Below are 20,757 nucleotides of genomic sequence, written 5' to 3' on the forward strand. Positions count from 1 at the left end.
CCACAGACGCTATGCGATGCATTATTTCAGATCGTCACGCCTGCGGCGCTGGAGATCGTGGCAAAACGACGGACACCCGCCAATGCGTAGTCGTGCTCGTCGTCAGTCGCTCCCGCGCAACAATCCTCCAGCACAACACACTCGAAATCCCTGTCGTGGCCTTCACGGGCGGCAGCCTGCACCACACCATTGGTCGATACTCCGGTGAGAAGCAGGCGTTTCACGCCCATGGCACTGAGCAAGGGCGTAAGCTTGGTGCCGTAAAACGGGCTGACGCGATGCTTGATGATGTCGATATCCCCATCCTGGGGAGCGAAATCCCCGTACACTTCGGTGCCCCACTGCCCCAGCTTGAAGAAACCATTGTCTCTCGCTTTGGAAAAGACGGGAGAATTGGGTGGACATTCCCGATAATCCGGAGAAAAGCCCACCCTGACGTAGCCGATCGGCAGGCCGGCTTCGCGCGCGCGTCGAATGATCGACGTCGTGTTTTGATAGACGTTCCTCTCACGGCATTTGACGACATAGGTCTTCGCCCCCATCCCATCGGGATGGACAAGGTCATTGATCATGTCCATGACGAGCAGAATAGTATCAGCGGCCATTGCGGTACTCCTGGATTGAATTTCCTGTGACGGGACTCAGAACCGGGAGATTGGATGCAGACCTCGCCGACGAGACCTCTATGAGGCGTAGCCAGCCTTGAACTCGTCCCACCCGGAACGGATATGCACGCGAAGCGCCGACAGCATCGCCGCTTCGTCTCGAACGATGATCGCACCGAGCATTTCGCGATGCTCTGCCGATGCCCGCTCGATGCGGCTCTCCAGCTTGTTGATCAGATCGAACGGATAACGCGCCCAGAGGATGCGCACGAACTGCAACGTCTGCGGCAGCTCCGAGGCCATATATATGGTCTCGTGGAAGCGGTAGTTGATGAGACGCACCGCTTCCCGGTCTCCGTCTGCAGCAGCCTGTTCGATCCGCTTCTGCAGCTCGCGCAACTCTTCCACCGTCTGCGGCGTCAATCGCTTCAGCGCGGCCAGCGCGAGCTTCGATTCCAAGGTTACCCGCAGGTCGACGATTTCCTCTGTCGCGTCCATATCGAACGGCGCGACAATCGCACCGCGATGAGAGTCCCCGAGAACGAAACCTTCCGCCTCGAGAATTTTGATCGCCTCGCGAACCGGGGTGATGCTCATGCCCGTCATTTGGGCAAGTTCCGCCTGCTTCAGCTTGGACCCACGCGCGAAACGCCCGGAAATGATTCCTTCCCTCAGGAAATCGGCGACGAATTCCTCTTTCGTACGATGTTTCAAGCCCATGCCTTTCATGACCGAATTCTATTCCGGAATTATCCCGGAAATAGTGCACAATGCAATATCTGATCATGACGCCGCGCTCCCCGAGAGAGGAGGCAGGTCGAGGCGGAACAGGGATCCTCCCGGCTGGCCGGCCGAACCGGGGTAGATGCGTGCAATGCGCGGATCGTGCGCGGGAACCACGTGGTCATCGCCGTCGGCAAGATTGCGGATGCGCTCATGCCCGGCAATCATGTCGGAAAGATTGAAAGCGACGGAGAAAGGAATTCCGCGCTCATACTCCTCGTAATAGTGCAGGGCGTCCGAGGCGAGGACCACCCAGCCCCGCGCCGTCCTGACACGGACTATTTCCTGACCCGCGCAATGGCCACCGACCCAGTGAACAGACACCCCCTCGGCAATATCCTGATCGCGGCCATGCAATGTCAAACGATCGGAATGGAGCAGGTGGACGAGACGCGCGATTTCATCGGCCTCATAGGCTCGACGGAACCACGGCCTTTGCATCCATGGACCCGTGACATAATCCATTTCCTCGGCCTGCATGTAAAAATGTGCATTTTCCAATGCATCCAGATGGCCGAGATGGTCATAATGGGCGTGCGTCAGGATGACGGTTTCCACCAAGACCGGGTCGATGCCAAGCGACCGCCACGCCTGGACCGGACTGTGCTCTATCGTGTGGCCGTGCCTTGCCGCTTTTTCCGGGTCCATGCCAGTATCAACCACAATCACCTGGCCGGGCGCCCGCAGGACCCAGCAGTAGAAGTCCATCGGCATCGCTTCCGTGGGCCGCTTTTCGAGGATGAAGTTTTCCCCCCGCGTGCGGCTCTGGTTGGTCCCATAGCGGATCGCGTGGATTTCCCACAGCGTATCGCTGCCTGCCATGGCCGTTACGTCAGGCATGTGCTTTGTCATCTTCGCTCTCCGAAATCGAGGTCGCACCGAGATAGGTGTCGATCGCCTGCTGGCGTGCAGTATCGTCACGCAGATCTTCGGCACGACGGTAACCGACTATCCGACCGCTTCTGAGGAAATGCAGATCGTCGCAGAGGCGCATCGTCATGCGAAGGTTCTGTTCGACGAGAACGATGGCCAGATCGCCGCCACCGCGGATCGCCCCCAGCCTTTCGAAGACGCGGCGGACAAGAAGCGGCGCAAGGCCGAGCGATGGCTCGTCCAGGAGAAGCAGCCTCGGACCTGACATCAATCCGCGTCCGATCGCCAGCATTTGCTGTTCGCCGCCACTCAAACGCCACGCGCCGCCGTTCAGCTTGTTGGCGATCTCGGGGAACAGATCGAGGATCGCATCCATCCGCGTTCGGCGTTCCCCGGCGGGTATCTGGTATCCGCCGAGGATGAGATTTTCCCTGACACTGAGATCGCCGACAATTTCGCGCCTCTCCGGCACATAGACAATGCCGCGCCTGACCCGCTCACGCGTCGGCAGACCCGCCATTTCCTCACCCTCAAAGAGAATTTGCCCCCTTGACGGGATCAGCCCCGCAATCGCCTGCATGATGGAGGATTTTCCGGCGCCATTCGCCCCGAGAAGCGCCGTGACCTTTGCCGGCTCCACCTCGAAGTGCACATTTTCTACAGCCTGCGCTCCCGCGCCATAAAAGACCGAAAGATTCCTGACGGAAAGGAGGCTAGTCATCGTCGCTCCCCAGATAGACGGAAACCACTTTTTCATTGGTGCGTACCGCCTCCGGCGGGCCGCAGGCGATCACCTCACCGAAGTTGATCACATAGATCCGGTCGCAGAGCGACATGACAAGATCCATGTCATGCTCGACAACGACCATGACCAGATCCGGAGAGGCAATGGTCCGCAAGGTGCGCGTCAGATCCCGCGTCTCCGCATTGTTGAGGCCTGCAGCGGGCTCGTCGAGCAGAAGAACGGATGGCTTGCCGACGATGGCGCGGGCGATCTCAACCAGCCGCTGCATACCCGGCGGCAATTGCTGCGGATAGAGATCGCGCGCTTCGGCAAGCCCCAGATTGGACAATGCGCCCAGCGCGGCCTGCCGCATTTCCGCCGTTTCCCGACGGCCCCGTGCCAGCGGAAGGAAAGCGCTCGTCCAACCGGCGTGGTAGTTGCGGGCAAGTCCCATCATCACATTTTCAATGACCGTAAGGTCCGGGCACAATGCCACCGTCTGAAAGCTGCGGACGACCCCACGCGCAGAACGCGCCGCCGGAGACAATCCATCGAGCGGACGACCATCATACATGATCGAACCGCTCTGCGGCTGGTAGGCGCCCGTCAGGCAATTGAAAAGGCTTGTCTTTCCGGCTCCATTCGGACCTATAAGGCCCGTGATTTCGCCAGCCCTGAATTCGACATCCAGCCCTTGAAACACCTTGAGGCCGCCGAAAGAAAGAGAGATCGCTTCGCCCTTGAGCGATGTGTTGCGCGCATCCATCACTTTGCCTCCCGCCGTCTGGTAGCCAGGTCGGCGATCCTCGGCGAAAAATGCCCGATGAGCACGACCGCTATGAGGGCCACACCGTAGAATACCGGAATCCATGCACCCGAGCCCGACAGAAGTTGCGGTATCAGCGTGAGGAAAGCGCCGCCGATCAGCGCCCGCGTCAGGGTGAGCCCGTAGAAGCTGACCACGGATCCGACGAGAAGAAAGATCGATGACCAGAATGTGTATCCCGTAGGCGAGACGGCCGAACTTGCAAAGGCGAGCATTGCGCCGGAGATTGCGGCGATCCCGCCGCTGATCCCCATGACGCTGACCCTTGCCCAGGCGCGGCGGGTGCCGAAGGCTTCCGCTGCTGCCGGATGCGTGCGGGCGAGCAGAAGTGCTCGTCCCTGCCGCGATTGCCTGAGCTGGACCAGCGCATAAACGACGAAGGCCAGCGCGATCAGGGTGACATAATAGCGTTGCGGTTCGATCGGCACGCGCGGAAGAAGCGGCTTCGATACGTAAAGACCTTCAAAACCGCCGGTCCAGCGGTCTGCACTGATGATGACCTCCGGCAAGGCGAGCGCCAGCGCCATGGTCGATACGGCAAGGTAGATGCCGGAAAGGCGTCGGGACGGCCATGCGAAGAGGACACCGAAAAGGGTGCCGGCCGCCACCGCGACCGGAAGCGAGAGGAACAGCGGGACACCGAGATGCGCTTCCAGTATCGCCACGCAATATGCGCCGATAGCAGCGAAGAAGCTGTGGCCGATGGAGACTTCTCCACCGTAGCGCACCAGCGTGCTGACGGCCAGCACACCGATGCTGTTGGCAAAACAGAGCCCCAGTGCATAGCTCCAGGAGCCGGAAATGACGAGCGGCAAGATGAGCAGCACGGTGAGAACGACGATGTCTATTTTATCCTGGCTCATCGTCGACCGGAGTATCGTCCTAACGGAACGCTCGTCGTTGATTATCACGGCACTATCAGACACGGCTGCCTCCTGCCCTGGCGAAGAGCCCATTGGGGAAAATGTTCAAAGCAAGAAGGATGACGACGAGCAGAAATGTGTTGGTGAACTCTGGTGACACATAAAACGTGAACAGGTTCATGAGGATGCCGATAAGCACACCGCCTACGAGCGCTCCGGGCAGACTGCCGAAGCCTCCCAGCACGGCCGCAGCGAAAGCCTGCAGCATGAAGGTCGCGACAGTGGTTGAACTGAGAAATGTCGTCGGCACGATGAGCAGCGCCCCGATCACGCCGAGGATTGCCGAAACGAGCCAGGCGAACAGGTGGATTGAGCGAAGGTTCAGCCCGCAAATTTCGGCAGCGATGGGATTGACCGATATCGCCCGGAACGCCACACCGAGTTTGGTGTAATCGATCACCAGAAACAACGCGATAATGGTCACGACAGCGACGGCCAGTACGGTGAGATCATAACCCGTGATCCGCAGGCCGAAGACCAGAGCGCTGAAGCGTGGCAGCGGCAGGTCAAGCGGCACGATATCTGCTCCGAAGACGAGAAGCGTCACGCCCTGGGCGATAAGGCCGATGCCGAGCGTGGTGATCGTCGCCGTCAGGTCGGAGGCACCCATGATCGGCGCGATGACGGCGTAGCTGAGGAACGCGATGGTGACGGCGATCAGGAGGGCAAGCAGAACCGCGCTCCCCCACGAGAGGCTCATCAATGTTCCGCTGGAGAAGCCGTAGATCAGAAAAGCGGCAAGACCTGCGACGTTGCCATGGGAAAAGTTCACGACGCGCGAACTCTTGAAGATCATCACGAGACCGAGAGCACCCAGCGCGTAGAGACAACCGGTGACGATGCCGGACCACAGGAGGGGAAAAAGGTCGAGGGTGAAGTCGTAAAGCCTGCTCATGCCTGGGTCTCCGACATGCTGCCATCCTCGACGAGGCGGATCACGCCCGGGAAATATCGACCGCCGAGCCCCTTCTCCACGGCCATCTCGTAATAGCGACGAACCGTTTCCGCAGCCTTGATCGGCACTCCGGTCTCGGCCGCGAGCTGGAATACGTAGTCGATATCCTTGAGGACATATTCCGGAGGGAATGAACGCTCGGGAAATTCACGCGGCAGCATGGCTTTGCGGCCGTGATTGCGCAGCACGAAGCTGTCGCCGGACCCCTTCGAGACGGCATCGAGCAAGGTTTCCGCCTTCACCCCCGCCCGCTCGCCGAGCACGATCATCTCGGCAAGCGTCACGACATGTTCGAACACGAGCATGTTGTTGACCAGTTTGAGCACCTGCCCGGCGCCGACCTCACCGCCATGGGTGACATCTGTCGCCATGTAATCGAGGATAGGCTTGATTGTGCCGAAAACCGGCTGGGTCGCGCCCACCATGATGCTGAGTTCACCGCGCTGGGCTGCCTCACGGGTGCGAGCGACCGGAGCATCCGCGAAATGGATCTCGCGGGCGCTGAGGCTTGCCGCAACCTGCCGGGCAAGAGCGACGGGCGTGGTCGAGAGATCCACGACCGTGGTGCCGGGACTTGCATGAAGGGCGATCTCGGCGGTGACGGCCTCGACCTGCGGGCCTCCGGGCAACGAGAGCAGGACGAAATCTGCCTCAGTCGCAAGCTTTGCAATCGATGGCGCTCGTTCACCCCTGGTGCCTTCGATGGCGGAAAACGCCTCGTCATTCATGTCGAACGCGATGACATGGCCCTGATGCTTGAGCGCAACGTTGCGGCACATGGGGCCGCCCATGACGCCGAGGCCGATGAAACCGATCTTGGATGTGTTCATCATTGGTTCAATCCATCAACATGCCGCCGTTCACATCGAGAACGGTTCCGGTGATCCAGTTCGATGCGGGCGAGCAGAGGAAAAGAATGGCCTGGGCAATGTCTTCCGGCTGGCCGTATCTGCCGAGAGGCACATTGCCATTTGCCGACGGCGCGGCGCGCTGGGTCACCGTGTTCCACATCGTCGTCTCGACGGGACCCGGCGCGACGACGCTGGCATAGACCCCTTTTGCGGCACCCGCCTTGGCGACCCATTTCATCAATCCGTGGACCGCGGATTTAGCTGCCACATAGGCAGGCCCCGATGCCACGCCGCCGATCTTTGCGGCGATCGATCCAAGTGCGACAATCTTGCCGCCGCCGTTTTCGGCCATGACCGGATAGATCTCCCGGACGGGATTGACGACGCCCATGAGGTTGACGTCGAGCATGGCGCGCCATTCCTCGTCAGTCGATTCCGTCAGCGGTCGGTGTGTGATCGTACCTGCGCACAGAACCAATATATCGAGCTGACCGTAAAGACGAAGAATATCGGCCATGACCGACCTGGTCTGCTCAGGCGAGGTGACATCATATTTCAGATAAGCGATGGCCGGACTGGCGAAGTCCGCCTTGTCGGCGATATCGGTCGCGACCACAGTTGCGCCTGCTTCCGCAAGCGCAATGGCTGTCGCCTTGCCAATCCCCCCGGCGGCGCCGGTTACGAGAGCGACGCGGCCGTCGAGGCGGGCGGGAGCACTAGTCGGTATGTTCATCAAAAGCTCCTTAATGCATGGCGGTTCTCCCGCCCGGCGGGGCGGGAGGGACTACGGCGAGGAGCTTATTGGGCAGGCGCGTCGAAGACGGCCGTGGGATAGGGGCGGAACTCACGCACGAGCTCGAACTTTCCGTCCTTTGCCTGGATGATGCCCTCCTGGCGTGTCCCGCGATGATCCCCGACCTTGAACGACACGCCCTGCGCTCCTCCCACCGAGGCATCGTTCAAGGTTTCCAGAGCCGCAATCAGATTTTCTCCGGTCAACGGCTTGCCGCTATCCAACAACGCTTCGAAGCCCTTTGCAAACAGTGCCGCATTGCTCCAGCCATTGAGCCCGAAAACGCCGATCGGATCGCTCGGATAATGTTTGGCGACGGATTCGCGATAGGCCTTCACGTCCGGCTCATCGCTGCTGACCGGCAACAGCCATGACGAAAAATAGGTGCCGTTGAGCAGGTTTCCCGCCAGCTTGACCGTCGATGGGTCTGCTGTAAAGAACGGTGCGAACCATTTCACATCGAGTGCCTGCAAATCCGCGGCCTTGAGCGCGGCGGCAAGATTTGCGTTGGAGCCGAAGAGAATAACGGCTTCCGCACCGGAATTGGCGACGCGGCGAATATGGGGGCTGAAACTGGTCGTCTTGACATCGAAGGGAACCGACTCGGCCGGCGCGAGGCCCAGTTCCTTCATGTAGAGGTCAAAACCGCGTTTCGCCGACTTGCCGAGTTCGTCATTCTCCCATAGCAGCGCAATTTTCTTGAGCCCAAGATCCTTGACGGCATAATCGACATTCGAGGCGGCCGACCAGCCGTAATCCGGCAGAAGCGGAAACACATTCGGCTCCACGAAGAACGCGCTCGCTCCTCCGATCGGCCCGATCATCGGCACATTCTTCTCTCTCGCATAAGGAATTGCGGCGACATTGGTGGCCGTACCGACCGGCGCGGCCAGTGCGAAGGCGCCATCCTCCTCGACGAGTTTACGGCTGACCGCGACGCTGCGCGCCGGATCGTAGCCGTCGTCATAGGTGATGTAGTTGACCTTCCAGCCTTTGATGCCGCCACTCTCGTTGAGATGCTTGAAGTAGGCGTCGGCGGCATGGGTGAGAACCGAATAGAAGGGAACGGGACCGGTAACGGGGGTAAATGCACCAACGGTCACAACCTTCTTTTCGGTATCTATTCCCTTCTCCTGCGCGAGTGCTCCGGCGGAAACGACCAGCGTCATTGTAACGGCGCCGGCAGTCAATCCGACCAGTCTTGCGATACCTGGCAACATTTCGATCCTCCCATCGAATTAGACCAACCATCAATCGATCCGGACGGTATGCCAAGGACGAAATTCGGTCAACATAAAATGCATTATGCGGCGCAGCAATTCCTTGAAGATCGAGAGATATCGGATCCCGCCAGCACGGGAAGGAAACGAAAAAATTCGACTATAGTCAATTAAAATCAACATATTGAGCATAGCGCGAACAATACCGCATAGCGACATGAGACAAACAACTTGTGCATGATATAAAATGCATTATTATTCCAAAAAAACCTCGGGAGGGATGGATGAAAGGCGTATTGGCAGGGAGAACCGTGCTTGAGCTGGGGAGCATGATCGCAGCACCCTTCGCCACGCATATTCTGCAGCAACTGGGAGCCAGAGTTATAAAAATCGAGCCCCCGGGCGGAGAGACAACACGCAAGTTGGTACGGGGTGGCCCGAGTGGCACTTACATTGCCTACAATCGAGGAAAGAACAGCATTTGTCTGAACTTGCAGACAAAGGACGGTGCGCTTGTTTTCCGTGACCTCGTTGCGTCAGCGGATATCGTCCTGCACAATCTCTCTCCCGGCGCCGCCCGCAAGATGAAGGTAACCTTCGAGGATTGTGAGGCGATCAGGCCGGGGATCGTCTTTTGCCACATCAAAGGTTATGGACCCGGGCCGCAATCTGAAGAAATCGCGTCGAACCCCATAGCGGAAGCTGCCACGGGCGTCATGTTCAACAACCGATCGGCGGGGAAGCCGTCGCGGCTGGGACCATCATATCATGACCAGTTTGCCGGCTGTTATGCAGTCATCGGCGTTCTGTCCGCCCTGCTCGACCCCGACGCATCGCCGGAGCGCAGGAACATCGAACTGGGCCTCTACGAAACGGGGCTGCATATCGCGGCCAGGGAACTCGTCGGTGTCCAACTCAAGTCGCAAATCACCGGGAAGCCGGAACAGGAGCCGTCTCCCGAATTCAGCATGCCTGGATACGGGGCATATGAGACCTCCGACGGCCGATGGATCTATCTCGTGATGCTGACAGACGAACATTGGCGGAAGTTCTGCCTCGCTGCCGGGCTGAGCCTCGATCCCGAATTGGCCTCGCTGCGGCAGCGGCGAAAGCACAGGCCTGTCGTAGAAGATATCGTTTCGCAAGCCGTCAGGGGCTCGTCCTATTCGGCACTGAGCACGGCCTTGGCAGCGGCGGGCGTGGGTTTCACCGAGGTACTCTCGGGTGACAAGGTGCTTGACGCGCAGCAGGCCCGAAATCCACCGAAATATACCAACCTGTCATTTGCATCCTTCATGTTTGACGCGCCGGATTTTCCAGTATCGGCTGCGAGTTCCAACGAAGGTCGTGAAATGTCGCCGCCGCTTCTCGGGGAGCACACGGTTACGCTTCTGCGACAGTCCGGCTATCCCGAAGACGAGATCGATAGGCTCCTCGAGATCGGCGCAATAAACGGTGCAAGCGAAGGTGACGATCTCTGGAACACGAAAACCGAAAAACTCGTGCTCGCGCGCTGAAATACCCGCCCCTGTCCGAGGTCCGATCCTAAAGCGTCGAGATCGCCCCCTCGGGCGGTGGTCTCGGCAGGTGGCGCTGTGCCGTCACCTGCCGAACACCCAAGACCAGTCAAAGGCAACCGACGGCGCCGCGGCTTTCGCTCGCCGAGAGGTGGTGAGTTCAAAGGTGTCTGCTTTTCAGCTCAGGCGCATCGCTAAGGTTGCCTGAACCAAGCGCAATCATCGCCGTGACTTGCCGGTTCCTGCTGCGAAATCCATTCTTCCGTGCGTCGTCAGTCTGTTGATAGGATCGCTCGTTGCGCTATTGTCACCGGACAAAGAAACTGACACTATTAGGTGACGGCTCCCAAATGGGGCGCGTATATTCCATGGGCAGGGTAGCTCTCGACCGGAAACGGGCGGGAGCTTTTTTATTTTTTGGTGGCGATGATGAATTCAGAAAGCTGGCGGGTCGGCGTGCTGTTCTCCGAAACGGGCGTGACTGGAGCCGTGGAACAAACCCAGAGGGCGGCGAGCCTGCTGGCGATCGATGAAATCAACGCAGCCGGCGGCGTACTCGGTCGAGAGATAGAGCCCATCGCCTATGATCCGCAATCGACCCCCAGCCTCTATAAGGAACTTGCGGTCAGGCTTTGTGACGAAGACCGTGTCCGGGTCGTTTTCGGTTGCCATATGTCGAGCACCCGCAAAGCCGTTTTGCCCGTTATCGAGGCCCGGAATGCATTGCTGTTCTACCCGACGCTGTACGAGGGATTCGAATACTCCCGGAACTGCATCTATACCGGCGCAGCTCCCAACCAGAACTCCGTCCAATTGGTCGATTTCCTCACCACCCATTATGGAAAGCGGGTCTTCCTTGTGGGTTCGAACTATGTTTATCCTTACGAATCCAACCGAACGATCAGTGACCTCTTTCTTCAGGTAGGCGGACAGGTTCTGGACGAGATGTATGTTCCGCTGAACCTTAAAACGGAGGACGTCTCCAAGATCATCCGGCACATTCGCGCGGCACAGCCGGATGTCATCTATTCCACGATCGTCGGCGACGGTATCATCCCTTTTTATACGGCGTTCAAGGAGGCGGGTTTTCAAGCAGCAACGACACCGATTGCAAGCCAGTCGACAAGCGAGGCCGACGTGATACGCATGCGGCCGGAGGTGGCCGAGGGACATATCACCGCAGCTCCTTTCTTCGCCTCTCTGGATACGCCCCGTGCTCGCGGCTTCGTTTCAGCCTACCAAAAGCGGTACGGTTCGCGGATGCTGCCAACAGCTCCAGCCGAAGCCGCCTATTTCCAGGTCTACCTCTATGCGGCAGCTTTGCAGCGCGCCGGCGGCGATGGTTTCGACCAGCTTCTGCCGGCTCTTTATGATGTCGAATACGATGCTCCGCAGGGCGCGGTAAAAATAGACCGGCTGACGAACCACACGCATCTATGGCCAAGAGTGGCAAAGGTGAATGCGCAGGGGAGCTACGACATCGTCTACGACCCGTCGCTGCGGGTGGCGCCAGATCCGTTCATGCGTGAATATCGCCCGGACCTGACGCAGACCTTTCAAAATCGCGTCCAGGTCTGAGAAGGAGCGACGATGTCTTTCGCCCTTCTCCGAGATTTGCGGGATCTTAAGGTTCTGGTCATCCACCCCCGGACATCCGAAGGAGAGTTTCTCGTTGATCATCTGCGTCGTATCGGTTGTACGGTCAATTGCCTCTGGCCGGTACCGGCCGAACTGCCCCACGGCACGGATGTCGTCTTCCTTGCCATGGAAGATGAGGCGCGGCCGGAAATCGAACGCCTGTTGAAGTGTTTTCCCAACCCTGCGCCGACCATGCTTGCCATCGTCGGCTACGAAAACCCCTCGACATTGCAGATCGTTCTCGAAAGCGGCGCGCTCGCCATTGTCGAAAGACCGATCAAGCCATTCGGTCTGCTGACCAACCTCGCCATCGCCCGCAATCTCTGGCTGGAGCGTCAGAAGCTCGTCAAGGAAGCACGCAAATACAAACGCAAGGTGCTGGGAGACCAGAAGCTGGCCCGAGCGAAAGCCATTCTGATGGCCAATCGCGGCACCAGCGAGAACGAGGCATATCGCGAAATGCGTGAGCAGGCGATGGCCCGGCGCGTGCCAATCGATGAAATCGCCAATTCGATTATCAACGCCGAACAGCTCTTGCGCCCGTCCCAAAAACATGATTAGTTTTTCATGTGTTTCAAAGAAACACCTCCGGCACATCCCTTCGTTTTGCGAAGCCATGTGTCGCTGTTGCACGCGGTACAGCCGTGATGCGGTGATGGCAAAGGCGCCCGCAGGCTTTGACAGGCCTCGCGGGTTTTTTGTTGTCTGCTGACAGTGACGTCAGCCTTTCAATCATTTTTTTCGGCACGACAACCTCGCCTCCTGGCCGGGAAGTGCCGTCGCGTGCACCAATCAAAAAAAGGGGAACCAAGATGGTGTTTAACAGACGTGAATTTCTGAAAACCGCAGCCACCGCTTCCGCCGCGCTCACCCTGCCGGTTATGGGCGGCCGCGCATTTGCAGCCGACACCATAAAGGTCGGCGCGCTTTATTCACAGACGGGCGGCCTTTCTGTCGCCGAGAAACTTCTGGCCAACGGTGTCATGATGGCCGTGGCTGAAATCAACGCCGCCGGCGGCGTTCTCGGCCGCCAGGTCGAGGTCGTCGTTGAAGACGGCGCTTCAGATCCCAAAATCTTCAGCGAGAAAGCGTCGAAGCTGATCCTCAAGGACAAGATTGCCACCGTATTCGGCTGCCACACATCTGCCAGCCGCAAGGCCGTGCTGCCAATCTTCGAGCGACGCGGTGCGATGCTGTTCTATCAGACCCATTATGAAGGTTTCGAATGCTCCCGCAACGTCGTCTATTCGGGCGCCGTTCCTAACCAGCAGCTCTCCAACTACATTCCCTGGATCGTCGAGAAACTGGGCAAGAAGAAATTCTTCATCGTTGGTTCGAACTACGTCTATCCGCGCGAGATGGCCAAGGTTTCCAAGAAACTGATCGAGGCAGCCGGCGCGGAATGGGTCGCGGACGAATATCTGGAACTTGGCCATTCTGAATGGGCGGTAATGGTCAGCAAGATCAAGGAATCCGGCGCGGACGTCGTTCTTTCCAACGTGGTCGGCGACTCCATCATCGCCTTTTACCGCGAGTTCAAGAACCAGGGCCTCTCGCAGGAGGTTATCCCGATCTGCGCAACGGTCACATCCGAGATCGAGATCGCGGCCATGGGCGCCGAATATGCGGCAGGCAGCTACACCTCGTTCCCGTATTTCATGTCGATCGAAACACCTGCCAACAAGAGCTTCATCGATCGTTTCAGGACGTTCGTCAACGATCCGAAAGCGGTGACATACCATTCGCTCGAGGCCGCCTATTTCCAGGTATTTCTGTGGAAGCAGGCGGTCGAGAAATCCGGCGATCTGTCAGCGGATGCGATCCGGGCCGGCATTCGTGGTCAGACCTATGACGCACCCGGCGGCAAGGTGACCACCGATCCGGATAACCTGCATTGCTGGCTGACGCCACGCATCGGGCAATGGCAGCCGGACGGACAGAGCAAGGTCGTCAACGCCTATCCGGCACCGATAAAGCCGCTGCCTTATTCGGCCTATGGTGAGACGGAAAGCAATCTGTTCTGCACCGGCAACGGTCTTGACGCAGCAAAGCTAAAGGGCTGACCCCTCCCCGCGTCGTCCCGCCATCCATGCATGGCGGGACCATGTCTCGGCAAGGCGGATCTGCATTTTCCCTCTCTCGGCGCCAATCCGCTTTCGGGACTGGCAAGGAGCGCGAAAAATCCAGCCCGCCCTTCTCATGAACGGTGGCGTTATGCTCGACATTCTCTTCATCGGCCTCAGTCTCGGCTCGATCCTTCTTCTGGTGGCACTCGGCCTTGCCATCACCTACGGCGCCATGGGCGTCATCAACATGGCCCACGGCGAAATGGTCATGATCGGCGCCTATGTCGCCGTCCTCTCGGGCATCTGGCTCAAAACAAGCCTTCTGCTCGCAATACCGCTCGCTTTCATCATGACAGCATTGCTCGGCCTGATGATCGAACGACTGGTCGTGCGCCGCCTTTACGGCCGCCTGCTGGACACGCTTCTCGCCACGTGGGGCATCGCCATCCTGCTGCAGCAGGCCGTGCGGCTCGAATTCGGCCTCTCCTTTTTCGGCATTCATATTGAAGGCCTTGGTGCCGGATTGCAAAACGTCGCGGTGCCTTCGTATCTGCAAGGCACGTTCAGGCTTGCCGGCGCGGACATCAACGCTTACCGCACCTTCACCATCGCGGTCACCGCCGCGCTGACGCTGGCGACGTGGTTCATTCTTTACCGGACGACGGCGGGCATGCAGGTGCGCGCCATCATCCGCAACCCGAAAATGGCTGCGGCCTGCGGCATCGACGTGAAACGTGTCAACGCCGTGACTTTCGCCTTCGGTTCTGGTCTTGCCGGCGTCGCCGGCGTCATGATGTCCGGCTTCAAAACCGTTTTCCCAGATATGGGCACGACGATGGTCGTTGACGGCTTCATGGTCGTGGTCACAGGCGGGGTCGGCAGCCTTTTCGGCACAATCCTGTCTTCGGGGCTTCTGGGTGAAATCAACGCGCTGGTGGCCATCGGCACGAACGACATCCTCGCACGCGCCGTCGTTTTCGGGGTCGTCATCCTCGTCATTCTCGTCAAGCCCAGCGGGCTGTTCTCGTTCAAGGGGCGCTGACATGAGCATCGAACGAAAATTCCAGATCGCCGCCTACGTCATTTTCATAGCGCTGCTTTTTGCGGCGCCCATTTTCGGCGACGAATTCTGGCTGAACCGCATTTCGAAATATCTTGTCTATGGCATGCTCGGGGTCGCCATTGCGCTGACATGGGGATATGCCGGCATTCTCAATCTCGGCCAGGGACTGTTTTTCGGTCTCGGCGCCTACATGCTCGCCATGTCGCTGAAGCTGTCGAGCGCCACCAGCCTCCAGCAGGGCTCGGATACGCCGGTCCCGGACTTCATGCTTTGGAATGCCGAGCCCGGCGCCCCGACGGAACTTTGCTGTATCAACAAGGGCTCGTTCCTCTGGCTTCCCTTTCAAAGCCAGTCGGTGGGTCTCGTGCTCGGCATCCTGCTTCCCGTGACGATTGCCGGCGCCCTCGGCATGCTGGTTTTCCGCAAGCGCATTGCCGGCGTGTTCGTCTCGATCATCACGCTGGCGCTTGTTCTGCTCGTCCGCCTCGTCATGGTCGACGCGCAACCGTTGACCAACGGCTTCAACGGCCTGACCGATCTTGGCTGGCTGACGATCGGCGGAATCGAGTTCGATCCCTACAGCCGGGCAACCTATTACCTATGCGCCACATGCCTGTCCCTCACCCTCATCGGCGCCCGCCTTGTCGTCGAAACCCGCGCCGGCCTGATCCTGCAGGCAATCCGGGATGACCAGGTACGCGCCCGTTATCTCGGTTTCGACGTCTCCCTCTACCAGGTGTTCTTCTTTGTCATTTCGGCGGGTATCGCCGGTGTCGCCGGTATGCTGTACGTGGTCGTCGCGGAATTCGCCTCGCCGACATTCATGGATCTGTCCTTCTCGGTGACGATGGTCGTCTGGGCCGCCGTCGGCGGCCGCTCCTCCCTGCTCGGCGCTTGTATCGGGGCGATCCTGATCAACATGATCGAGGCCGGGGTCAGCGAGACCGAAGCGCTTGTCGAAGCGTGGAAAGCGATTATCGGCCTTATCTTCGTGCTCGTCGTCCTGTTCATGCCGCGTGGCCTCGGCGGCGTCGCGCATGATGTGCTGCGGCAGCTTGTCCGCCGGCTCAAACCGGGTGTGGCGTCTTCATCATTGCAGCAACAAAGCGAGGCATTGTGACATGAGTGCAATCGCATTGACCATCGATGGTCTCAGCGTCGATTTCGGCGGCTTCAGAGCCGTCAACAATGTCAGCCTCACTGTGCGCGATGGCGAATTGCGCGTGTTGCTGGGCGCCAACGGCGCCGGCAAGACGACCCTGATGGATCTCGTCAGCGGCAAGACCCACAGTACGCAGGGCAAGGTCTTCGTCTACGACACCGACATCACCAACTGGCCCGAACACAGGATAGCGCGCGCCGGAATTGGGCGGAAGTTCCAGATTCCGAGCGTCTTTCGTGACCTGACCGTTCGTCAGAACCTGGAGGTTGCCAATTGCAGGAACCCTTCGGTGTTTGCAAATCTCCGTTTCGGCTTTTCGCATGCCGAGGCGAACCGCGTGGACGACGTCCTGGCGCTCACGGGCCTCGAGGCCGAACAGGACATGATGGCCGCCTATCTCAGCCATGGCCAGACACAATGGCTGGAACTTGGAATGCTCATCGTGCAGGACCCCAAAGTGGTTCTGCTCGACGAACCGACGGCCGGCATGACTGAGGCCGAAACCCGCAAGACCGCGGAGATCATCAACAACCTTAAAGGTCGTCATACGATCCTCGTCGTCGAACACGACATGGGATTCATCCGCGAGATCGCCGAGTGCATCACGGTTCTCCACCTCGGAGAAGTTCTGGCAGAGGGAAGCGTTGAAGATATCGAGCGCAATCCAAAAGTCCGCGAGGCCTATCTCGGTTCGAAAGGAATATCCTGATGCTGACATTAAAAAACGTGCACAGCTATTACGGTCGCAGCCATATCTTGCACGGCGTCACGCTCGATGTTCCGACCGGCAAGGTAACGAGCATTCTCGGCCGCAACGGCACCGGCAAGACAACCCTGTTAAAAACCTTGATGGCGCTGACCGACCGCATGACGGGCGAGATGTCCCTGCAGGGAAAAGACATCTCGTCCTCCCCGACACATCTGCGAGCGCAGGCCGGTATTGCCTATGTTCCCCAGGGCAGGGAGATCATTCCCGATTTTACCATCCGCGAAAACATCCTGATGGGCGCCTTTGCGCGTGCCGATCGCAAACGCGAAATTCCGGCGCTGGTGCCGGAGCTCTTTCCATATCTGATGGCCAACCTTGATCGGCCGGGGGGCGTGCTTTCGGGCGGCCAGCAACAGCAGCTCGCCATCGCACGCGCGCTGGCGGCAGATCCGAAAGTGTTGCTTCTCGATGAACCCAACGAAGGCATCCAGCCCTCGATCGTCGAGGAGATCGAAAAGATCATCATCCGGCTCAACCGCGAGATCGGCATGACGATCGTTCTCGTCGAGCAAAACGTCGCATTTGCGCGGCATGCGTCTCACCAGTTCGCCATGCTGGAGAAAGGCGCCGTCGTTGCGGCGGGCGCTATCGACACGCTCTCCGACGCGCTTGTTCACCGGCATATGGCTGTCTGAAACGGACGGTAACCTTAGTGAAGAAAATGAGGACAACGATGACATCGACACAAAGCTACACCGCCGCCGCCATCCAGTTCGAGCCGACCATGTTCGAAAAGGCACGCAACATCGCGAGACTTGCAGCCCTTTGCGAGGAAGCGGCAGCGGCAGGTGCGCGCCTGATCGTCACGCCGGAAATGGGCACGACAGGCTATTGCTGGTTTGACAGGGCCGAGGTGAAGCCTTTCGTCGAGGCGATCCCCGGGCCGACCACCGATGTTTTCCAGGCCATTGCCAGCAAACACCGCTGCTATATCGTCGTCGGCATGCCGGAAGTCGACCCGGCGAGCGACCTTTATTACAATACGGCCGTTCTCATCGGTCCCGATGGTGTCGTCGGCCGGCATCGCAAGTCGCATCCCTATATAGCCGAGCCGAAATGGGCCGCCAATGGCGACATCGTGCACGAGGTATTCGAAACGGAGATCGGCCGGATTTCCATGCTGGTCTGCATGGATCTGCACTTTTTCGAAACGGCCCGGCTGGAGGCCCTGGCCGGCGCCGATATCATCTGCCACATCTCCAACTGGCTGCAGGAGCGCACGCCCGCTCCCTATTGGATCAACCGCGCCTTCGAAAACGCCTGCTATGTCATCGAAAGCAACCGGTGGGGACTGGAGAGAACCGTGCAGTTTTCTGGGGGAAGCTGCCTGATCGAACCCGACGGAACGGTTGCCGCGTCAATCGATACTGGCGACGGGATTGCCTATGGCACAATCGACCTTGCCCGTGCCCGCCGCCGTCAGGTTTTGTGCGAACCCGTCTTCGAATCCCGTCGGCCCGAACTCTACATGAACATGATGACCAACAGTTTCACCTGGAATCCGGGCGACTATTTCCGTCTTTATGGCTACCAGCCCATCCCACGCGGACGCACATCACGCGCCGCCGTTGCCCAGTTCTCCCCATCGTCCATTATCGCAGATAATATTGCCCACATCACCAGACTGGCGACCGAAGCCAAGGCGGCGACAGCGCCCGATATTCTGGTTTTTCCCGAATTGTCGCTGACAGGACTGGAAGCTCCCCAGACCCGGGCAGAGCCGCTCTCAGGCCCGACGGTATCCGCTTTCGTTCGTCTGGCAATGAAGCTCGGCTTTTATCTGGTTGCCGGATTTGCCGAGGCGGACGGAGACAAGGTCTATAACAGCGCGGTCCTTGCAGGACCCGAGGGACTTGTGGGCAGTTACCGCAAGACGCATCTCGGCATTGCCGACAGTTGGGCGACGGCCGGCGACGAATGGAAAATATACGATCTCGCCATCGGCCGGGTGGGCCTGGCGATTGGCCACGATGCGCTTTATCCGGAAGCCATCCGCTCGCTCTCGCTCATGGGATGCGATCTGGTCGCCTGCCCGTCGGCGATCGCCGGCACTTTCACCGGCGGCCATGCGGGCACAAAAATCCCGCACAACTATCCGATCCCGAAGGGCGCAGATCCCTTCCACTGGCATGCGTTGCGCGTGCGCGGCGGTGAAAACAACGTCTATTTCGCTTTCGCCAATGTGCTGGATGAAGATCACGGATATCAGGGAAAAAGCGCGGTTTTCGGGCCGGATTCCTTCGCCTTTCCCCGCCAGGAATCGGCAATCTTGGACGAAGTCGGGATTGCGACCGCAACCGTCGATACCACCAATCTCGACACCCCTTATCCGACGAACATCGTCCGCAGAAAGGATCTTGTCGTCATGCGCCAGCCGCATCACTATCAGCCTCTCGTCAAATGGCATCAGTGAGAGACCGACAAGATGTCCACATTCACATTCGCAACCGTCCCGCAGATCATTGCAGGTCCCGGCTGCATCGCTAGGCTTTCGGAGCTGAAGGTCAGGCTCGGGCCGCGTATCCTGGTGATCTCGGACGATGGCGTCTTTCGGGCGGGGCTGGTTCAGCCGGCCCTTGCCAGCCTTGCGGAAGCTGGCGCTGAAACGTCAATCTTCACCGGCGTTGTCGCTGACCCGCCGGAAACCGTCATTTACGAGGCTGTGGCCCAGGCAATCGCGTTCGGCGCGACCGGTGTACTGGGCATCGGCGGCGGCTCGTCGCTTGATGTCGCCAAGCTCGTAGCCCTTGTGGCCAAAAGCCGTGAAACACTCGCCGACATCTACGGGATCGGCAATGTGAAGGGGGAACGTCTGCCGTTGGTGCTCGTGCCGACAACGGCAGGCACCGGATCGGAAGTGACGCCGATTTCCATCGTTACCACGGATGCGTACCAGAAAAAGGGCGTGGTATCGCCGGTTCTGCTGCCCGATGCGGCCCTTCTCGACGCGAACTTGACAATCGGCCTTCCCCCGGCGGTGACGGCGGCAACGGGGATCGACGCAATGGTTCACGCCATCGAGTCATTCACATCCGCAAGTGCAAACAATAATCCGGTTTCCCGTGCGCTTGCCAAGGAAGCTCTCCGGTTGCTCGGAGCGAATATCGAGGTCGCCGTTGAGAACGGAACCGACCTCATCGCCCGGCAGGCGATGCTGCTCGGTGCTATGCTGGCCGGCCAGGCCTTCGCCAATTCGCCGGTCGCCGCCGTTCATGCTCTCGCCTATCCGATCGGCGGACGCTATCACGTTCCACACGGTCTTTCCAACAGCCTTGTCCTGCCGCATGTGTTGCGCTTCAACGCGGCGGTATGTGGCGATGCTTACGCGGAATTGGCGCCGCGCCTCTTTCCTCACCTCGAGCCTGCCGACCGGGCTGAACGGCTTTCCGGCTTTCTCGATGGACTGGCATCGATGCCCGTGCGCCTGAACCTGCCAGTACGGCTGCGAGATGTCGGGATTCCCCAAAACGGGCTTTCTCTACTCGCGGAAAATGCGATGGAACAGACCCGCCTGCTGGTCAACAACCCGCGCACGATGTCGCTGTCGGACGCCGAAAGAATCTACGAAGACGCCTGGTAAACGACAGCCAGCGCCACCGTGTCTTCCTGCTTCATATAAGGCATCGTCGAAAACAGGCGATAGGCTGGCGACAGGCCCTGCGACCCTCCGTCTGCTTGCCGATCACAGCACTGAAAAAACGCGCGGCGGCCATGAGACGCCCCGCATCCGCCACCAAGCCGGGAGCGATCTCCGCGAAAGGCTTCGGTGGCGGTATGTGCGACCGCAAGGCGCCTACAGCCACGGGACAGGTGCTTCGGAAGCCATTGCAACCGCGTCCAGACGAACCGACACGATCTGCATTACATCTCGATGGCGGCGACAGGCGCCAATCGCGTCACCGACAGGTCCCGGCGCTGTGTGCCGTCAATGCCTGACAGCGGGCGTGATGGCCTGTCGTGCGGCGCGCAGTTCCATGTTTCTCGGGCAC

At 59.3% G+C, this 20,757-nt stretch carries 20 protein-coding genes; 10 read left to right on the forward strand and 10 right to left on the reverse strand.

Translation table 11 applies throughout. From position 1 onward, the window contains the following. Positions 1-26: 26 nt before the first annotated feature. The 10 genes from ACI2KA_RS18240 to ACI2KA_RS18285 all read right to left on the reverse strand — a co-directional run bounded on the left by ACI2KA_RS18240 (position 27) and on the right by ACI2KA_RS18285 (position 8,553). On the reverse strand, positions 27-605 hold the full coding sequence (locus ACI2KA_RS18240; protein WP_404503866.1) for a cysteine hydrolase family protein: 579 nt from the start codon (positions 603-605) through the stop codon (positions 27-29). Between the two features lie 78 nt (positions 606-683). Then, positions 684-1,334 (reverse strand): GntR family transcriptional regulator, encoded by a 651-nt coding sequence (locus ACI2KA_RS18245; protein WP_404503867.1) that lies wholly within the window; start codon positions 1,332-1,334, stop codon positions 684-686. 54 nt (positions 1,335-1,388) lie between these two features. Then, entirely contained in the window at positions 1,389-2,210 is an 822-nt protein-coding gene (locus tag ACI2KA_RS18250) for an N-acyl homoserine lactonase family protein (RefSeq protein WP_404503868.1), read from the reverse strand. 10 nt (positions 2,211-2,220) lie between these two features. Then, a complete protein-coding gene (locus ACI2KA_RS18255) occupies positions 2,221-2,982 on the reverse strand; it encodes an ABC transporter ATP-binding protein (RefSeq protein WP_404503869.1) in 762 nt (253 codons plus the stop codon). After that, entirely contained in the window at positions 2,975-3,751 is a 777-nt protein-coding gene (locus ACI2KA_RS18260; RefSeq protein ID WP_404503870.1) for an ABC transporter ATP-binding protein, read from the reverse strand. The genes ACI2KA_RS18255 and ACI2KA_RS18260 overlap by 8 nt, the downstream gene beginning before the upstream one ends. Next, positions 3,751-4,737, reverse strand: a complete 987-nt coding sequence (locus ACI2KA_RS18265; protein ID WP_404503871.1) for a branched-chain amino acid ABC transporter permease — start codon at positions 4,735-4,737, stop codon at positions 3,751-3,753. Before ACI2KA_RS18265 ends, ACI2KA_RS18260 begins: the two co-directional genes overlap by 1 nt. After that, complete coding sequence (locus ACI2KA_RS18270) at positions 4,730-5,629, reverse strand: branched-chain amino acid ABC transporter permease (RefSeq protein ID WP_404503872.1); 900 nt, start codon at positions 5,627-5,629, stop codon at positions 4,730-4,732. Before ACI2KA_RS18270 ends, ACI2KA_RS18265 begins: the two co-directional genes overlap by 8 nt. Then, the gene (locus ACI2KA_RS18275; RefSeq protein ID WP_404503873.1) at positions 5,626-6,522 is read right to left on the reverse strand and encodes an NAD(P)-dependent oxidoreductase; all 897 of its coding nucleotides are present in this window, start codon (positions 6,520-6,522) and stop codon (positions 5,626-5,628) included. The genes ACI2KA_RS18270 and ACI2KA_RS18275 overlap by 4 nt, the downstream gene beginning before the upstream one ends. Before the next feature lie 4 nt (positions 6,523-6,526). After that, positions 6,527-7,273 (reverse strand): SDR family NAD(P)-dependent oxidoreductase, encoded by a 747-nt coding sequence (locus ACI2KA_RS18280; RefSeq protein ID WP_404503874.1) that lies wholly within the window; start codon positions 7,271-7,273, stop codon positions 6,527-6,529. 65 nt (positions 7,274-7,338) lie between these two features. Then, positions 7,339-8,553, reverse strand: a complete 1,215-nt coding sequence (locus tag ACI2KA_RS18285; RefSeq protein WP_404503875.1) for an ABC transporter substrate-binding protein — start codon at positions 8,551-8,553, stop codon at positions 7,339-7,341. Between the two features lie 284 nt (positions 8,554-8,837). On the opposite strand from ACI2KA_RS18285, the gene ACI2KA_RS18290 reads away from it, so the two are divergent. From ACI2KA_RS18290 to ACI2KA_RS18335, 10 genes are all read left to right on the forward strand, one after another. Further along, on the forward strand, positions 8,838-10,070 hold the full coding sequence (locus ACI2KA_RS18290) for a CaiB/BaiF CoA transferase family protein (RefSeq protein WP_404503876.1): 1,233 nt from the start codon (positions 8,838-8,840) through the stop codon (positions 10,068-10,070). 426 nt (positions 10,071-10,496) lie between these two features. Continuing rightward, positions 10,497-11,648, forward strand: a complete 1,152-nt coding sequence (locus ACI2KA_RS18295; RefSeq protein WP_404503990.1) for a transporter substrate-binding domain-containing protein — start codon at positions 10,497-10,499, stop codon at positions 11,646-11,648. 12 nt (positions 11,649-11,660) lie between these two features. Then, the gene (locus tag ACI2KA_RS18300) at positions 11,661-12,269 is read left to right on the forward strand and encodes an ANTAR domain-containing response regulator (RefSeq protein WP_404503877.1); all 609 of its coding nucleotides are present in this window, start codon (positions 11,661-11,663) and stop codon (positions 12,267-12,269) included. A gap of 251 nt (positions 12,270-12,520) precedes the next feature. Next, a complete protein-coding gene (locus tag ACI2KA_RS18305; protein WP_404503878.1) occupies positions 12,521-13,771 on the forward strand; it encodes a transporter substrate-binding domain-containing protein in 1,251 nt (416 codons plus the stop codon). A gap of 151 nt (positions 13,772-13,922) precedes the next feature. Further along, positions 13,923-14,816 carry an urea ABC transporter permease subunit UrtB gene (urtB, locus tag ACI2KA_RS18310; RefSeq protein WP_404503879.1) on the forward strand — a complete coding sequence of 298 codons (894 nt, stop codon included), beginning with the start codon at positions 13,923-13,925 and terminating at the stop codon, positions 14,814-14,816. A 1-nt stretch (position 14,817) separates the two neighbouring features. Then, positions 14,818-15,957 (forward strand): urea ABC transporter permease subunit UrtC, encoded by a 1,140-nt coding sequence (urtC, locus tag ACI2KA_RS18315; protein ID WP_404503880.1) that lies wholly within the window; start codon positions 14,818-14,820, stop codon positions 15,955-15,957. 1 nt (position 15,958) lies between these two features. Then, a complete protein-coding gene (urtD, locus tag ACI2KA_RS18320) occupies positions 15,959-16,708 on the forward strand; it encodes an urea ABC transporter ATP-binding protein UrtD (RefSeq protein ID WP_404503881.1) in 750 nt (249 codons plus the stop codon). Next, positions 16,708-17,403, forward strand: a complete 696-nt coding sequence (gene urtE, locus ACI2KA_RS18325; RefSeq protein ID WP_404503882.1) for an urea ABC transporter ATP-binding subunit UrtE — start codon at positions 16,708-16,710, stop codon at positions 17,401-17,403. The genes urtD and urtE overlap by 1 nt, the downstream gene beginning before the upstream one ends. Before the next feature lie 26 nt (positions 17,404-17,429). Then, entirely contained in the window at positions 17,430-19,181 is a 1,752-nt protein-coding gene (locus tag ACI2KA_RS18330) for a nitrilase-related carbon-nitrogen hydrolase (RefSeq protein ID WP_404503883.1), read from the forward strand. 12 nt (positions 19,182-19,193) lie between these two features. Next, positions 19,194-20,348 (forward strand): iron-containing alcohol dehydrogenase, encoded by a 1,155-nt coding sequence (locus tag ACI2KA_RS18335; RefSeq protein ID WP_404503884.1) that lies wholly within the window; start codon positions 19,194-19,196, stop codon positions 20,346-20,348. Positions 20,349-20,757 lie beyond the last annotated feature (409 nt).

The organism is Agrobacterium sp. NPDC089420 (assembly GCF_044900305.1).
Taxonomy (GTDB): Bacteria; Pseudomonadota; Alphaproteobacteria; order Rhizobiales; family Rhizobiaceae; genus Agrobacterium.

Excerpts from the sequence above, each read along its gene's own strand:
- ACI2KA_RS18240 (WP_404503866.1), bottom strand. The coding sequence starts at position 605 with ATGGCCGCTGATACTATTCTGCTCGTCATGGACATGATCAATGACCTT.
- ACI2KA_RS18245 (WP_404503867.1), bottom strand. The coding sequence starts at position 1,334 with ATGAAAGGCATGGGCTTGAAACATCGTACGAAAGAGGAATTCGTCGCC.
- ACI2KA_RS18250 (WP_404503868.1), bottom strand. The coding sequence starts at position 2,210 with ATGGCAGGCAGCGATACGCTGTGGGAAATCCACGCGATCCGCTATGGG.
- ACI2KA_RS18255 (WP_404503869.1), bottom strand. The coding sequence starts at position 2,982 with ATGACTAGCCTCCTTTCCGTCAGGAATCTTTCGGTCTTTTATGGCGCG.
- ACI2KA_RS18260 (WP_404503870.1), bottom strand. The coding sequence starts at position 3,751 with ATGGATGCGCGCAACACATCGCTCAAGGGCGAAGCGATCTCTCTTTCT.
- ACI2KA_RS18270 (WP_404503872.1), bottom strand. The coding sequence starts at position 5,629 with ATGAGCAGGCTTTACGACTTCACCCTCGACCTTTTTCCCCTCCTGTGG.
- ACI2KA_RS18275 (WP_404503873.1), bottom strand. The coding sequence starts at position 6,522 with ATGATGAACACATCCAAGATCGGTTTCATCGGCCTCGGCGTCATGGGC.
- ACI2KA_RS18280 (WP_404503874.1), bottom strand. The coding sequence starts at position 7,273 with ATGAACATACCGACTAGTGCTCCCGCCCGCCTCGACGGCCGCGTCGCT.
- ACI2KA_RS18285 (WP_404503875.1), bottom strand. The coding sequence starts at position 8,553 with ATGTTGCCAGGTATCGCAAGACTGGTCGGATTGACTGCCGGCGCCGTT.
- ACI2KA_RS18290 (WP_404503876.1), top strand. The coding sequence starts at position 8,838 with ATGAAAGGCGTATTGGCAGGGAGAACCGTGCTTGAGCTGGGGAGCATG.
- ACI2KA_RS18295 (WP_404503990.1), top strand. The coding sequence starts at position 10,497 with ATGATGAATTCAGAAAGCTGGCGGGTCGGCGTGCTGTTCTCCGAAACG.
- ACI2KA_RS18300 (WP_404503877.1), top strand. The coding sequence starts at position 11,661 with ATGTCTTTCGCCCTTCTCCGAGATTTGCGGGATCTTAAGGTTCTGGTC.
- ACI2KA_RS18305 (WP_404503878.1), top strand. The coding sequence starts at position 12,521 with ATGGTGTTTAACAGACGTGAATTTCTGAAAACCGCAGCCACCGCTTCC.
- urtB (WP_404503879.1), top strand. The coding sequence starts at position 13,923 with ATGCTCGACATTCTCTTCATCGGCCTCAGTCTCGGCTCGATCCTTCTT.
- urtC (WP_404503880.1), top strand. The coding sequence starts at position 14,818 with ATGAGCATCGAACGAAAATTCCAGATCGCCGCCTACGTCATTTTCATA.
- urtD (WP_404503881.1), top strand. The coding sequence starts at position 15,959 with ATGAGTGCAATCGCATTGACCATCGATGGTCTCAGCGTCGATTTCGGC.
- urtE (WP_404503882.1), top strand. The coding sequence starts at position 16,708 with ATGCTGACATTAAAAAACGTGCACAGCTATTACGGTCGCAGCCATATC.
- ACI2KA_RS18330 (WP_404503883.1), top strand. The coding sequence starts at position 17,430 with ATGAGGACAACGATGACATCGACACAAAGCTACACCGCCGCCGCCATC.
- ACI2KA_RS18335 (WP_404503884.1), top strand. The coding sequence starts at position 19,194 with ATGTCCACATTCACATTCGCAACCGTCCCGCAGATCATTGCAGGTCCC.